Below are 13,852 nucleotides of genomic sequence, written 5' to 3'. Positions count from 1 at the left end.
CACGGTTTCCTGTTGTGTGAGGTTCAGGAAACCGGATGCAGTTCCGCTCATTCCACCGGTCACTGTCGGGTCGCAATCGACAACAGAACCGGCAGGAAGTTTCGAATGGAGTGAGACATGAAGAAGATCTGCGCAATCCTCGCCGCCGGCACTGCCATCGCCGCCGCCCCTGCGTACGCGCAGGACGCTACCCCTGCCGAGGCGTTCAGCGGCTTCCACGCCGAAGCCCTTGTCGGGTATGACCACATCCGCTCGGGCAGCAGCGAGGACATCGACACCACCCGCGACATCAAGCAGTCGATCGACGGCGTCGAATACGGCGGTGCGATCGGTTACGACATTCCGCTTGGCACCAACCTTGTTGCCGGTGCGGAAGCCGAAATCACCGACAGCAGCGCCAGCCGCGATTACAACAACAGCCAGCCGACCGTGTTCAACCTCGGCCGCGTTGATGCCGGTCGCCAGTACTACTTCGGTGCCCGCCTCGGCTACGCGATGAGCCCGAGCACGATGGTCTACGTCAAGGGTGGCTACAGCAACGCCCGCTTCAACCTGCAGGGCACTGACGGCACCACCAACCTGCGCCAGCGTCTCGACACCGATGGTTACCGCGTCGGTGCGGGCGTCGAGCAGAAGCTTGGCACCAACTCGTTCGTGAAGCTCGAGTACAAGTATTCGAACTACAGCGAAGGCGAATTCGACTTCAACGGCAACACGCCGGATTCGAGCCGCTTCAACATCGATACTGACCGTCACTCGGTGATGGCTGGCGTCGGCGTCCGCTTCTAAGCGTCACGTTGAGAAGCAAAGGGAAGGGCGGGCCGCACGGCTCGCCCTTTTCCTATCCCGCGCATCCCAGTGCTGCGGCGTCCAGGGCCGAGGCCGCGCCATTGAGCGGGTAGACATCGCGAAAGCGCTTCCCGTCCGCGCCTTGCGCCGTCACCACCACGCGCGGCGCGCTGCGCATCGCGGCGATGATCCCGGCATTGGCGCGCTGGTCCATGGGCCATGCATCGGCCTGACCTGCCTGCAAAGTGAAGTTCGCTTCCGGGAACGAGACGTTGACAGACGAACCTGGCGCGAGCCGCCGTGCCAACCGAATGTGTACGGCCCCGCGAATGCCGCGCTTGGGCCAGAAGCCGACAGTCATGTAAGGCTGGAACGCCTGCTCGCGGCCGTTGACCTTCTCGGCCATGGCAATCGCATAGCAGCGCGGCACGCCCGGATCGCGGAACGCGCCCCAGGTGCCGAACACGCCAAGGCTGTCACGCGCCACCGCGGTCCCGCCAATCACCAGCGCCGCCAGAACCAGCAGCCGCCTCACGGCTCCTCCCGTTTCGCGCCGTCGAGGAGCTTTGCGGCCCGCTCGGCGTCCTGCGCCTCGCGCAGCTTGTCACCCTTGGTCCGCCCGAACTTCGCGCGGTTCGCTTGCGCCTCCACTTCGCGAGAGGCCCGCGCCTTGGCCTTGCGCACGCTGCGCAGGTTCACGACATCGCCCATCAGGCGTGCTCGATCCCGCGTTCCGAACCGTAAAGCACGCGCTCCTCGCCGTTCTCGACCAGCGCGATCGAACCTTGCACCAGCGACGGCGCGATCGGCGCGCCGTGGACGGGATGCACCGGATGGCCCGCCATGATCCCGCGCAGCACGCGGCTCGAGATGCCGTGCATCACCACGATGTGATCGCCGCTCTCGTCCGCCAGTCCATCGAGCCAGCGGTTGAGCCGGCCTGCGATCATCGGATAGTCCTCGCCATCGGGGGCAGGGCGCAGCAGGTGGTCCTCGATCACGATCGGGCCGACCTCGTCCTCGACATCGCTGTAGGACCGGCCGCACCACGATCCCATGTCGATCTCTTTCAGATCCATGGTCCTCCGCCCGGCGAACCAGTCCAGTCCCAGTTCCTCGGCGATCAACGCCGCCGTCTGCAAGGCGCGACCAGTGTCGGAGATGTGCAACGTCACCTGCGGCCGCTCGCCCAGTTCGGCCCTCAGCGCGCAGCCCATCGCCACCGCCTGCTCGAAGCCCTGCCGCGTCAGTGGCGTATGGATGTGGTTGGCCTGCAGCCGACGCGTCGCATTATAGACCGTCTCGCCGTGGCGCATGATGTAGAAGCGACCCCGTTTCATGGGCAGTCTCATAGCCTCAGGCGTCGGGATAGGAAACGCTCATGATTTCCCACTCCTTCTCGCCCGAAGGCAGCCGGACCACGCGCAAATCCCCCACCCGCGCCCCGCGCAGCGCCTTGGCAATCGGCGCGCTCCACCCGATCAGCCCCTTCGAGGCATCCTGCTCGTCATCGCCAACCAGTGTCAGCACCTTGCGGTTGTCGTCCTCGTCGGCAATCTCGACACTCGCCCCGAAAAGCACGCGCGACCGATCCTCCTGTGCGCGAGGATCAACCACCCGCGCCGCCTTCATCCGCCGCGCCAGAAACGCCAGCTCCCGATCGATCTCCCGCATCCGCTTGCGCCCATAGAGATAATCGCCATTCTCCGACCGGTCGCCATTGCCGGCGGCCCAGCTGACGATCTCGACGATGGCGGGGCGTTCGGTGCCAAGGAGATGATCATAGCGCGCGCGCAGGGCCGCAAATCCGGCGGGAGTGATGGGGTGGCCGTCAGGTTTCATGCCCCGCTTGTGGGCGAGGACGAAAACAGAGACAACAAATCCTCCCCGTTTTTCCGCAGGACAAATGGGGAGCAACCGTCTATGTGGCAGCCCATTTCTGTTTGTTTCGGATCATGGCGTTGAGAGCTGTGATGAGTTTTCGCATGATCGCAACGAGGGCGACTTTTGCTGGTTTTCCGGCGTTTTTCAGATTGTGGTATGCGACGGCCATTGTGGTGTTGCGCCGACTTGCGACGAGGGCGGCCATATAGAGTGCATCGCGGGGAGGTTTGCGCCCTCCGGCGATGCGTCGCTTGCCCCTGAAGGCCCCGCTTTCGCAATCGAAAGGCGCGACGCCGACGAGCGATGCGGCCTGTCGGGCGCTCATTGCACCGAGTTCCGGCATGAACGCGAGGAGCGTTGCCGCGGTTGTCGGCCCGACGCCTGGCACCGAGCGCATGATTGCGTTGCGCTCGGCAAGTTCGGGGTGATCCGCGATCAGGCGTGCGATCTCTGCTTCAACCAGCGCGATCTCGGCTGACAGCCGTTTGATCCGCTGTGCAGCGATCCGCCTGAGCAGCGCGCTGGCAGTCTGCTCGGCCTGGTTGGCGCAGCGGGTGCGCTCCTCGCACAGCTGGCGGCGTGCCGTGACGAGTTCGCCGAGCATGGCGCGGGCAGGATCGTGGACCACCTCGCGCTGGGGCAGCGCAGCGCAGAAATGCGCGATCGCTGCAGCATCGATCCTGTCGTTCTTGGCCAGAATCCCGGCAGCGCGGGCGAACTGGCGCACGCGCATCGGGTTGACGCGTCGAGCGGGCAGGTCTGCCTCGCATAGAGCCGTCAGCAGAGCGCGTTCATAACCACCCGAAGCCTCGAAGCCGACTGCGTGGGGTCTGACGCGGCGAAGCCACCGGATCAAGGCTCGCAAGCCATCCCGGTCGTTGGCAAAAGCGCAGGCCTCATTCTGCGGCCACAGACAGACATCAAGCCGCGCCTTGCTGACATCGATACCGACAAATTGATCGTGCTGTGCCATATCTCCGTTCCCATCCTTGCGTGTGCGGGGTCAACGCCCCGTGCAACCGTTCGGGTTGATGAAGATCCGTCCGGGCCCAAGCTCCCCAGCGGGCTGCTACGACCAAGGGGGACACGGGCTCGCGAACGGGCGGGAGGCTCCGCTAGCGGAGCCTCCCGCAATCGCATCATGCACCATTTTCAAGATACAAGGGGGACCGCCCGCGCAGCGGGTGGTGGAGGGGAAGGCTAGGAATCCCTCCGTCACCGGCTGCGCCGCTGACACCTCGCCGTTTGTGCTTCGCAAGAACAGGGAGGATCGAGAACGGCGGCCTCAACACTAACCCGTCATCCCGGGCTCTGTTGCCCTTGCAGCGAGGTTCGCGGTTGTTACGGTTTCAAGCGGGTGTATGTTTTGAGCGATGGCATCAAGTCTCCTCTCTGGCGTCCCCCTCCGCGTTCGCAGCACTGTTCTTGCAATTACCATCGGGGCCGTAACCGTACCGATGATCTTTATTGCGTTCTTTGCAAAAAGAGAAAATTTGCAACCCGGCATGGTCGTTGGTTGCTATGCTGCGCCCGGCGCTCCGGCGCTCGAGATAGGTCTGTCGACAATTCGCATTATGCAAGCTTCGGCGCCGAGATTGAGCTACGAGCCGCAACAGTCAAAAACGAGCTATCAGCTAAGCGTCAGGCCAGCGTTAAAGCTTAAACCGCAAGCCGACGGGCACTACCGTTTCGAACAAACAATGGGCATCGGCTATTTCTGGGCACTTCTGCCTGAAGAAGGGAAGAATCGAAATCGCGTTAGGCATCCCCGCGATTATTCCGGACGCTTTGAAGTCTATGCATCGGATGGCGCTCGGCTGGTTTATGTCAGGCAGACCACGTCGAATCTATGCCGCCAGAACTGATCACCCCGGCTCCCGCTTCCCAATAAAGTAGCTCATCGGATTGCTCCCGCGATAGCTGGCGTACTGCGGGTTCATCGCCTCGTAGACCACTGCGTTTTCCAGCACGCGCTGGACGTAGTTGCGGGTTTCGGAGAGGGGGATTTTCTCGATCCATTCCACCCAGTCGATCCCGCCATTGCGCGGATCGCCGTTGGCGCGCAGGAACTTGTTCACGTTGCCGGGGCCAGCATTGTAAGCCGCCACCGCCAGCGGCCATGACCCGCGATAATAGTCGAGCATCCGCTGGAAATAGCCTGACCCCAACTGGATGTTGTACCCGGCATCCTGCGTCAGCGACGAGGCGTTGTAGGAAAGTCCAAGCTTGCCCGCCTGCTCGTTGGCCGTCCCCGGCATCAGCTGCATCAGCCCTCGCGCGCCGGCGTGGCTGACCGCGTTCTGCGCGAACTGGCTTTCCTGGCGGCTGATCGCGTGGATGCCGGTCCATTTGCTTTCATAGCCCGGCGGCACCGGGATCAGCGGGAAGGCGATGTGCTGGAAATCGAGGTAGCCGCGGGCTGCCGCCGCTTGGCCGACGATCACTCCCAGATCGCGCCGACCCAGTTCGCGCGCCAGGTTCGCCACCATCATGTGCTGTGCTTCGGTCTGCTGCTGCTCGGCCACTTCCTTGAAGAAGCGCACCGTCGTCTTCCAGTCACCATTGCGGGCGACCTCGCGCACGGCGAGCGTCAGTGGCTGGCTGTAGAACCGGCTGCGCTGGTCCGCGGAAACCTGTACGTCCGAATCCTTGGCGTATTGCGGCACCGGACGGCCCAGCCGCTCCAGCGCCAGCAAGCCATAGAACTGGTCGCCATATTGCGCCGCCATCTCGAAATAGCGCCGCGCCTCGGCCTGCTGACCAGCACGCGCCGCCGCCTTTCCGGCCCAGTAGAAGCCCTTCGAGCGGGTCCCCGGCGTCCGTGCTGCCGCGCCATAGCGCCAGAACAGCGGTGCCGCCCCGGCATAATCGCCGGTGTTGAAGTACCCCTGCGTGCCGCCAAGCCACATCAAAGAGGTGTAGTCGTCACGCAGCCCATAGTTCAGCTGGCTGACATCCTCGCCGGGCGCAAAGGCATCGTCGATCCCCGCGGCGATGCGCATGGCCGCGCGCGCATCGCCCGATGTTGCCGCGCCGCGCGCATTTACCAGCAGCTCCTCGACCCACTTGTCGCGGTCCAGCGGCTGCCGTGCCAGCAAGGGGCGATTGGCCAGCAGATCGCGCGCCGCCGCGCCCTGACCGGACTTGCGCAACTGCCGCGCTCGCTGGAAGATGAAGCCCGGATCGGCGTTGAACTGTTGCGCCGGCACACCAGCCAGCAAACCATAGGGATCGCCACCCTGCATCGCAGCAAGCCGCGCCGCATCTATCGCCTTGCGCGCCGGGCTGACCCAGACGATCTGCCGTGCCGCTTGATCGGTGGCGCCGGACCACAGCAGCGCATCCATCCGCGCATCGTGATCGTCAGGAGTGAAGCTCGTGCCCCATGCCGCCAGCAGCGCGGTTTCGGCAGCATCGGTCATCGCCCCGCCGCGCCAGGCCGCCCGTGCAACTTCCCGCGCTTCGGGCCGGCCCAGTTGCGTCAGCGCCAGTGCATATTGCGCGCAGCCAAGGTTGGTCAGCGGTGGTTTCTGGCTGAAATAGGCGACCAGCCGCGAAGGCTCGGCAAAATCGCGCTCCAGTGAAAGCTCGGCATAGCGGCGCAGCTTCTCCTCGTCCGGAAAGCCGGGATAGGACAGGATGAAGCTGGAATATTCGGAAAAGCCGAAGCGGTTGGAACTGGTCAGCAGCTTCCACCGCTCCACCGCTGCCATCATCGGCCCGCCCTGGCTGGCCGTCAGGTTGGCACGGGCGCGGTCCCAGTCGGATCCATCGGCACCGTCAGCGCCGCTTGCGTGCACTGCGCTCGAGGCGACGACCGTCTGGAGCAGAACCCCGGCAAACCCCCAGCGCAACATCAAGGCTTTCACGTCCATGCCGGACATACTATGGAGCGGCTCCTTATCACGCGCTGAACAGCGCCCCTGTGGGTTCGGATCACGATGAACCGAACCGCATCATGGGGTAAACCGAGGGGTATTGTCCATGTTTTCCGGCTCGATTCCGGCCCTAGTGACTCCATTTCGCGATGGAGCGTTTGACGAGAAAGCGTTTCGTCGCCTCGTCGACTGGCAGATCGAGAACGGATCGTCGGCGCTGGTCCCTTGCGGCACCACCGGCGAGGCCTCGACCCTGTCGAACGCCGAGCATCACCGCGTCATCGAAGTCTGCGTCGAACAGGCGGCGGGCCGCGTGCCGGTGATCGCCGGATGCGGCAGCAACGACACGATGAACGCCCTGCTGCACATGAACTTCTCGAAGAAGTGCGGCGCGCAGGCCGCGCTCTGCGTCGCGCCTTACTACAACCGGCCGAGCCAGGCGGGCATCATCGCCCACTTCAGCTACCTTGCCGAGCACAACGACCTGCCGATCGTGCTTTACAACGTGCCCGGCCGGACGGTGACCGACATCCTGCCGGAAACGGTCTGCGAACTGGCCAAGCGCTATCCGGACAAGATCGTCGGCATCAAGGACGCCAGCGGCGACCTGTCGCGCGTCACCGATCACCGCATGGGCATCGGCCAGCACTTCTGCCAGCTTTCGGGCGACGATGAACTGGCGTTGCCCGCCAATGCCGCCGGCGCCGTCGGCTGCATCTCGGTCACCGCGAACGTCGCGCCCAAGCTTTGTGCCGAGTTCCAGGCCGCTTGCGCCGCCAACGACCTGGAGAAGGCGCGCGAGCTGAACGACAAGCTCTATCCGTTGCACTACGCGATGTTCGAGGACGCCTCGCCGGGCCCGGTCAAGTACGCGCTCAGCCGCCTCTTCCCGGACATCTCGGACGAGCTGCGCCTGCCGATGGTCCCGTGCAACGAAGCGGCGCGCAAGGCGGTCGACGCAGCGCTGGAGCATGCCGGCCTGATCTGACGCGTCGCGTCCGGAAAACCGCTGCCCGACAAAGTGCGAAGTTCCCCTTCCGCTTTGTCGGGCCAGCGCCTACATGCAGCAGCATCATGGCACGCCCCGTACATCCCGAATTCGATAAAACCAAAGTGGTCGCCGAGAATCGGCGCGCCCGCTTCGAATACTTCATCGAGGAGAAGTACGAGGCGGGCATCTGCCTGACCGGGACCGAGGTTAAATCGCTGCGCTTCGGCGAAGGCTCGATCGCCGAAAGCTATGCCGAGGTGAAGGGCGGCGAGGTCTGGCTGGTCAACTCCAATGTGCCCGAATTCAGCCACGGCAACCGCTTCAACCACGTGCCCAAGCGCCCGCGCAAGCTGCTGCTGAAAGAGCGGCAGATCGCCAAGTTTACAGGTGCGGTCGAGCGCAAGGGCATGACGCTGGTCCCGCTGTCGATCTACTTCAACAGCCGTGGCCGCGCCAAGGTCGAACTGGCGCTGTGCAAGGGAAAGAACGTGGCGGACAAGCGCGCCACCATGAAGGATCGCGACTGGAAGCGTGACAAGGCGCGGATCATGAAGGACCACGGATAGGTCGATCCGGGTGATCCACTTCACCGACCGGCAAGGAAATACGGTCTAGAGCGCAAGAATCGGCCCGTGGCGGGGCAGACGGGAAACGGGTACAACAGGCGCGCAATGTTCGAGCGGATCGTCAACTGGGCGCGGGCCAACATGCCGACGCGCGAGCAGATGGAGCAGAACCGCTTCGCGCGCCCGCTTGCCGCCCGCCATGAACTGTGGCGCTTCACGCGCCGTTCGGTGCCCCGTGGCGTGGCCGCAGGCCTGTTCATCGGCATCTTCGCGCTGATCCCCGGCATCCAGATCATCGGTGCGGCCTTGATGTGCGTGCCGTGCCGGGGCAACATCCCGCTCGCCGTGCTGATGACCTTCATCTCGATCCCGCCGACGACGCTGTTCGTGTTCCTTCCGGGCGCGATTGCCGTGGGCAACAGCTTCGGGTTCCACGCGGACTTCTCGACCGTGCAGGCCATGGTGACGAAGGGGGCGGGCTTGAGCGAATGGCTTGTCTGGCTTGGGTCCGATGCCGCGCCCTCGCTGGTCATCGGGCTCTTCCTGATCTCCATTGTCTCGGCCCTGATCGGCTATGTCTTCGCAGCGTTCAGCTGGCGCTGGTGGACCGCGCACAAGCGCAAGGTGCGCAACATGCGGGCGGCCGCGCGGGACTTTCCCGACTGATGGCAAACGTGGCCAGCGAAGGGGCGGCTGTGGTCACGCCGACCGTGCCCTTGCGCGATTGGCTTACGCTTGCAGGTGCAGTGGCGGCAAGCGCCGGAGCGCTCTGGGGTATATCCGGACAGCCCCTGCTCGCCGCCGGGTTTGTCGGAGGAATCACAGTCATCGGCGCAGCCTTGCGCGTTGCCATTCGCCCGACCCAGGACGCTGCACCGCAGGATTTCGCCGTGCCGGACTGGACGGTCACCAATGCCGCGATTGCGCGCGACGACGTGGGCATTGCCATTACTGACAGAGCCGGGCGGCTGGTCTGTGCGAATGGCCTGATGGGCGCCTGGTTCGGAATCTCCGCGGCACCGCCACGTCTTCCGGTAGAGCGCGGCTCGGTCGAGCTGCTCGAAGCGGCGACGCGCGCTGCGTGGCGAGATGGCTCGGCAAAGGCCGATGGCGTTGCTTCGAGCCAAGGCACCTGGACGGCGGAAGTTGTGCGCGTGGGGCGCGGCGAGGACTACCTCGTCTGGCGCTTCGCCCCGGTTGTGACCCCGGATCTCGTGGCAGACATGGCGGCGCACATCGCCGGCAAGGTTGGCCGCGCGCTCGCCCGCGAAGGGTTGCAGGCGGCGGTGGTCTCGCCCGAGGGCGTGATCCTTGCCGCAAACGCGGCCTTTGCCCAGCGCGCGACCGGCTCGGTCAGTGCCCAGATGGCGGGTGCCGATTTCGTCTCGTTCCTCGCCAGCGACGAAAGCGACCGGATCTACTACGCCCGCGAGGGCGGCAAGGGCACGCCGGTCAAGTTGGTCCACGTGCCGGTGGCGGATCCCGATGGCGTCGCCAATACCGATCCATCGCGCACGACTTCGCTGTTCCTGCTGATTGACAATGGCGGCTTCGGGCAGGGCATCGGCGATGTCACGGCGGGCCTGCCGCAGATCGAAGCGCTGCTTGCGCGCCTGCCGCTCGGCCTGGCGATGACCGACCGTGACGGGCGCTTCCTCTTTGCCAACGCCGCATTCCTGCGCGCGGCCGGACACGACGACACGATCCCGCCGCCTTACCCGTCCGACCTTGTCATCAGGGAAGACAAGGGCGCGCTGGTCGATGCCGTGCGCCGTTATGCGCAAGGGCAGGCGACCGCGGGCGACGTTGCCGTGCGGTTGCGCGCCGCACCGGATGAGCCGGTCTCGCTCAGCCTTGCCGGCGTGCGCGGGCTTGGGGAAGGGGCCGTCTTGCTCAGCCTCAAGGATTCCTCGGAAGAGACCCGGCTCAAGCGGGAGATTGCCCAGGCGACGAAGATGCAGGCCGTCGGCCAGCTTGCCGGGGGCGTGGCGCACGATTTCAACAACGTGCTGACTGCGATCATCGGCTACTGCGATCTGATGCTGATGCGCCACACGCCTGGCGACAGCGATTACGACGATATCCAGCAGATCAAGGCCAACTCGAACCGCGCAGCATCGCTCACGCGCCAGCTTCTTGCGTTCTCGCGCCAGCAGACTTTGCGGCCGCAGGTGCTGCAACTGCCCGACGTCGTGGCCGAGGTTTCCGCTCTCCTCAAACGGTTGATCGGCGAGAAGATCACGCTCGAAGTCGTGCACGATCGCGACCTCGGCTTTGTTCGTGCCGACCCAACGCAGCTTGAACAGGTGCTGCTGAACCTCGCCGTCAACGCGCGTGATGCCATCAACGACAAGCTTGCCGCCACGGGCGCCAAGGGTGGCGGCGTGGTCAAGCTGATGACTCGGCGGGTGACGGCGGCTGACGTCCGCGCCATGAAGAGCGAGATCCTGCCGCTGGGGGATTACACTGCGCTGATCGTCGAAGATAATGGTCACGGCATCAAGCCGTCGCAGATCGGCAAGATCTTCGAGCCGTTCTTCACCACCAAGGAGAAAGGCAAGGGCACCGGCCTTGGCCTTTCCACCGTCTACGGCATCGTGAAGCAGTCCGGCGGTTTCATCTTTGCCGAAAGCGAGGTGGGCAAGTTCACCCGCTTCAGCATCTATCTTCCGGTCCATGTACCCGATGCCAGCGAAGCGCCCGCGCGCCAGTTGGCAAGCCCTGAACCGAAGCGGGAATGGTCAGGCGGCGGCCGGATCCTGCTGGTCGAAGATGAAGACACCGTTCGTGCCGTTGCCGAACGCGCGCTCGTCCGCCAGGGCTATGAGGTGACCACGGCGGCCGATGGCGAGGAAGGGCTTGAGGCGATCGGCCGGGGCCAGTTCGATCTTGTCGTGTCCGACGTGGTCATGCCGACGATGGACGGCCCGGCCATGGCCCGTGAGATTCGGGCCCTGCGTCCAGACCTGCCGTTCCTCTTCATGTCGGGCTATGCCGAGGAGCAGCTTCGCCGCGAGATCGATATCCCGAACATGCACTTTCTCGCCAAGCCATTCTCCGTTCAGCAGATATGCGACGAGGTGGAGAAGGTCCTCAGGGCACGCTGAGCACGCGAAGGCCGGAAACGGTCGACCACTTCGACCACCTGACGAGAACATTCATCTGCAATTCGTCGATGCTTGTGCTTCAAACAGCTGCTCAGTCAGCAGATCCCGGGCGATGAGCAGATCGCAACGCGCGAAAATTCCGATGCAACTCGGTAGTGTGAACAAGCCCAAGCGCTGATCCACACTGCCGAAACGGAGGGATGGGACAAAATGGATATGCTCGATGCGACCGACTTCAGGATCCTCACGCATCTGCAGCATAATGGCCGGGCCACAAACCTCGCGCTCGCTGACGTCGTCGGCCTGACGGCCAGTCCCTGTCTGCAACGCGTAAAGCGGTTGGAGAGCATTGGACTGATTCGCTCTTATGGTGCCCGGCTGGCGCTCGCCAAGCTTGGCGAACATGTTGTCGTATTCACGGAAGTGACGCTGACCAACCACCGCAGGGCCAACTTCGAGAGGTTCCTGGATCGCGCTCGCGAGATTCCCGAAGTGATGGAATGCCATCACGTGACCGGGGGGCATGACTATCTGTTGCGTGTCGTCGCACGTAGCATCGCGCGTTATAGCCAGGTCCTAGAGCGGCTGTCTTCGGGTAATTCCGGAGTTGGCCGGATATCGAGCTACATAGTGCTCGGATCCCCCATAGATCGCGATATCCTGCCCCTCAGGGAACTGTTCGAGCCGGACCCGCCCGAAGAAGCGTGACCTTGCCCGCATAAGCGTCGGAACAGGCGCACAGCCTTATCTGACGAATTTCAAGATTCGGCTGATTCATCTTGACAGTCGAATTCCAAAGTTCAGCACATCCTTCCGCTTTCCGGCCCGTAGACGTTGCGCAGAGAAATCGCGGAGGTTTGCAAATGGCCCTGTTTCGCCCGAAGTACGTGACTTTCGATTGTCACGGCACTCTCATCAATTTCCAGATGGCCGACGTCGCGCGGGAGCTTTACGGCGATATGCTCGACGAGCCCCGCATGGTCGAATTCATTCGCAACTTCCAGGCTTATCGCATCGACGAAGTCTCGCAGGACTGGAAGCCCTATGCCGACGTCGTCCACAATGCCCTTGCACGCGCCTGTCGCCGCAAAGGTGTTCCGTTCAAGCCCGAAGATGCGGAACTGATCTACAGCCGGATTCCGACCTGGGGACCGCACCCGGATGTTCCCGAGGGCCTCGCACGGTTGGCGCAGCACATCCCGCTGGTCATTCTCACAAACTCGATGGTGTCGCAGATTTCGTCAAATGTCGCGCGTCTTGGTGCGCCGTTTCATGCGGTTATCACTGCCGAGGAAGCCGGGGCCTACAAGCCCCACCTGCGCGCATTCGAACACATGTTCGACGTGCTTGGCTGCGGACCGGAGGAAATCACGCACGTGTCTTCCTCGTTCCGCCACGACCTGATGTCGGCCTACGATATCGGCATCAAGAGCAAGGTTTGGGTCAATCGCGGCCACGAACCAGCCAACCCTTTCTACGAGTACACCGAGATTTCCGACGTTTCCAAGCTGCCTGCGGTCTTCGGGTTCTGAAAGGCACCGGGCAAATGGCTGGGATCACTCCTCCGGTTGAAACACGCAACAGGGCAAAGAGCGAGGCCGAGTATCGCGCCGCGGCAGCGCTGCTTGCCCTGTCGCCCTACGAGCCTGCGGCCGAACTCCCGCCCAAGTTGCTGGAGCGCCACTACGGGCTGAAGGGTTCGGCCATTCTGCTTGCCTCGGAGTTCGAGCGCACCCTTGCTATCGAAGTGGCGACTGGCCAGCAGTTGATCCTTAAGCTTTCGGATCGGCCCGAGGCACGGAACAGCTTCCGTTTCCAGAGTACTGTGCTGCGCCAGCTCGAGGACGTTTCGGACGTGCAGGTTCCGCGCGTTCTCGAGACCATCGACGGCAAGGGCCTGTTTGCCGATGGAGCGGTCAACGGTTACTTGCAAACCCGGATCGGGGGCACGCCGCTGCACGCGCTTGAATCGACGGAACAGTTGCTGGCGCAGGTCGGTGCTACACTGGCTCGGCTGGGGCAATCGTTGCGCGGCGTGGAGGCGCCTGCGCCTGATCGACCTGTGCTCTGGCAGATCGGGACTTGGCCCTGGCTGGAGCAGCTGCTGCCTTACCTTCCTGCCGGTTACATGGCGGACCAGGTAAAGGCGGCTCTGTCAGACTACCTGACCCATGTAGAACCACGCATCGGTGAACTGGATTGGCAGATCACGCACAACGATCCCAGCCCGCACAACATGTTCCTGACAGACGGCGAGATTGCGTTCATCGATTTCGGTGACGGGAGCTTGAATCCGCGCATTCAGGATCTGGCGATCGCTGCCAGTCACTTCGTCACCGATCCTGGCAAGCCATTGGGTGGAGCGGCGGCGATGATTGCCGGCTTTCACGCTGTGCAACCATTGACATCCCTTGAAGCGCGCCTGCTCGTAGGGTTGATGCGGGCGCGACAGAGCGCGCTCATCCTGATCAATCATTGGCGGGCCGATCTCTTTCCGGATGAGGCCAGTTACATCAGGAAAAACGTACTGCGCGCGCAGACCGGCCTTGCGATCCTGTCGGCGCTCGATGCTGATGCCGGAGAGAGGGCAGTGCGCAGTGCGATGAACCAGGCCGCCTGAAGCGAGCCTCACCTCAA

At 63.6% G+C, this 13,852-nt stretch carries 15 protein-coding genes; 9 read left to right on the top strand and 6 right to left on the bottom strand.

Going from position 1 to position 13,852, the window contains the following annotated elements; all coding sequences use genetic code 11:
* The first annotated feature begins 117 nt into the window (after positions 1–117).
* Positions 118–789, top strand: coding sequence for an outer membrane protein (locus ACZ1JY_RS05300; protein WP_118073508.1), 672 nt, complete (start codon positions 118–120; stop codon positions 787–789).
* A gap of 52 nt (positions 790–841) precedes the next feature.
* Here ACZ1JY_RS05300 and ACZ1JY_RS05295 read toward each other — a convergent pair whose 3' ends face one another.
* The 5 genes from ACZ1JY_RS05295 to ACZ1JY_RS05275 form a co-directional block, all read right to left on the bottom strand.
* The gene (locus ACZ1JY_RS05295) at positions 842–1,324 is read right to left on the bottom strand and encodes a hypothetical protein (protein WP_465130606.1); all 483 of its coding nucleotides are present in this window, start codon (positions 1,322–1,324) and stop codon (positions 842–844) included.
* Positions 1,321–1,500 carry a DUF4169 family protein gene (locus ACZ1JY_RS05290; protein WP_118073510.1) on the bottom strand — a complete coding sequence of 60 codons (180 nt, stop codon included), beginning with the start codon at positions 1,498–1,500 and terminating at the stop codon, positions 1,321–1,323. The genes ACZ1JY_RS05295 and ACZ1JY_RS05290 overlap by 4 nt, the downstream gene beginning before the upstream one ends.
* The gene (locus ACZ1JY_RS05285) at positions 1,500–2,129 is read right to left on the bottom strand and encodes a phosphoglycerate mutase family protein (RefSeq protein WP_465130605.1); all 630 of its coding nucleotides are present in this window, start codon (positions 2,127–2,129) and stop codon (positions 1,500–1,502) included. The genes ACZ1JY_RS05290 and ACZ1JY_RS05285 overlap by 1 nt, the downstream gene beginning before the upstream one ends.
* 16 nt (positions 2,130–2,145) lie before the next feature.
* Positions 2,146–2,631 carry a transcription elongation factor GreB gene (greB, locus tag ACZ1JY_RS05280; RefSeq protein ID WP_465130604.1) on the bottom strand — a complete coding sequence of 162 codons (486 nt, stop codon included), beginning with the start codon at positions 2,629–2,631 and terminating at the stop codon, positions 2,146–2,148.
* Positions 2,632–2,710: 79 nt separating this feature from the next.
* Positions 2,711–3,646: an IS110 family RNA-guided transposase gene (locus tag ACZ1JY_RS05275; protein WP_465129402.1), complete on the bottom strand. Its 936-nt coding sequence runs from the start codon at positions 3,644–3,646 to the stop codon at positions 2,711–2,713.
* Positions 3,647–4,130: 484 nt separating this feature from the next.
* Between ACZ1JY_RS05275 and ACZ1JY_RS05270 the strand changes: the two genes are divergently transcribed.
* The gene (locus ACZ1JY_RS05270; protein ID WP_168903778.1) at positions 4,131–4,538 is read left to right on the top strand and encodes a hypothetical protein; all 408 of its coding nucleotides are present in this window, start codon (positions 4,131–4,133) and stop codon (positions 4,536–4,538) included.
* On the opposite strand, the gene ACZ1JY_RS05265 is transcribed toward ACZ1JY_RS05270, so the two are convergent.
* On the bottom strand, positions 4,539–6,557 hold the full coding sequence (locus ACZ1JY_RS05265; RefSeq protein WP_465130603.1) for a lytic transglycosylase domain-containing protein: 2,019 nt from the start codon (positions 6,555–6,557) through the stop codon (positions 4,539–4,541). It lies immediately after the preceding gene.
* Between the two features lie 100 nt (positions 6,558–6,657).
* On the opposite strand from ACZ1JY_RS05265, the gene dapA reads away from it, so the two are divergent.
* From dapA to ACZ1JY_RS05230, 7 genes are all read left to right on the top strand, one after another.
* Positions 6,658–7,539 carry a 4-hydroxy-tetrahydrodipicolinate synthase gene (dapA, locus tag ACZ1JY_RS05260; RefSeq protein ID WP_168903780.1) on the top strand — a complete coding sequence of 294 codons (882 nt, stop codon included), beginning with the start codon at positions 6,658–6,660 and terminating at the stop codon, positions 7,537–7,539.
* Between the two features lie 86 nt (positions 7,540–7,625).
* Positions 7,626–8,108, top strand: coding sequence for an SsrA-binding protein SmpB (gene smpB, locus ACZ1JY_RS05255; RefSeq protein WP_118073514.1), 483 nt, complete (start codon positions 7,626–7,628; stop codon positions 8,106–8,108).
* 105 nt (positions 8,109–8,213) lie between these two features.
* Positions 8,214–8,774 (top strand): DUF2062 domain-containing protein, encoded by a 561-nt coding sequence (locus tag ACZ1JY_RS05250; RefSeq protein ID WP_465130602.1) that lies wholly within the window; start codon positions 8,214–8,216, stop codon positions 8,772–8,774.
* Complete coding sequence (locus tag ACZ1JY_RS05245) at positions 8,774–11,215, top strand: response regulator (RefSeq protein WP_465130601.1); 2,442 nt, start codon at positions 8,774–8,776, stop codon at positions 11,213–11,215. Before ACZ1JY_RS05250 ends, ACZ1JY_RS05245 begins: the two co-directional genes overlap by 1 nt.
* Before the next feature lie 210 nt (positions 11,216–11,425).
* A complete protein-coding gene (locus ACZ1JY_RS05240; protein ID WP_465130600.1) occupies positions 11,426–11,923 on the top strand; it encodes an Lrp/AsnC family transcriptional regulator in 498 nt (165 codons plus the stop codon).
* Positions 11,924–12,078: 155 nt separating this feature from the next.
* Positions 12,079–12,747: a haloacid dehalogenase type II gene (locus tag ACZ1JY_RS05235; protein ID WP_465130599.1), complete on the top strand. Its 669-nt coding sequence runs from the start codon at positions 12,079–12,081 to the stop codon at positions 12,745–12,747.
* Positions 12,748–12,761: 14 nt separating this feature from the next.
* Positions 12,762–13,835, top strand: coding sequence for a phosphotransferase (locus ACZ1JY_RS05230; protein ID WP_465130598.1), 1,074 nt, complete (start codon positions 12,762–12,764; stop codon positions 13,833–13,835).
* Positions 13,836–13,852 lie beyond the last annotated feature (17 nt).

The organism is Novosphingobium sp. BL-A-41-Hi4B-X5A, from assembly GCF_055521705.1.
This window is presented reverse-complemented; position numbering and strand designations above follow the sequence as displayed.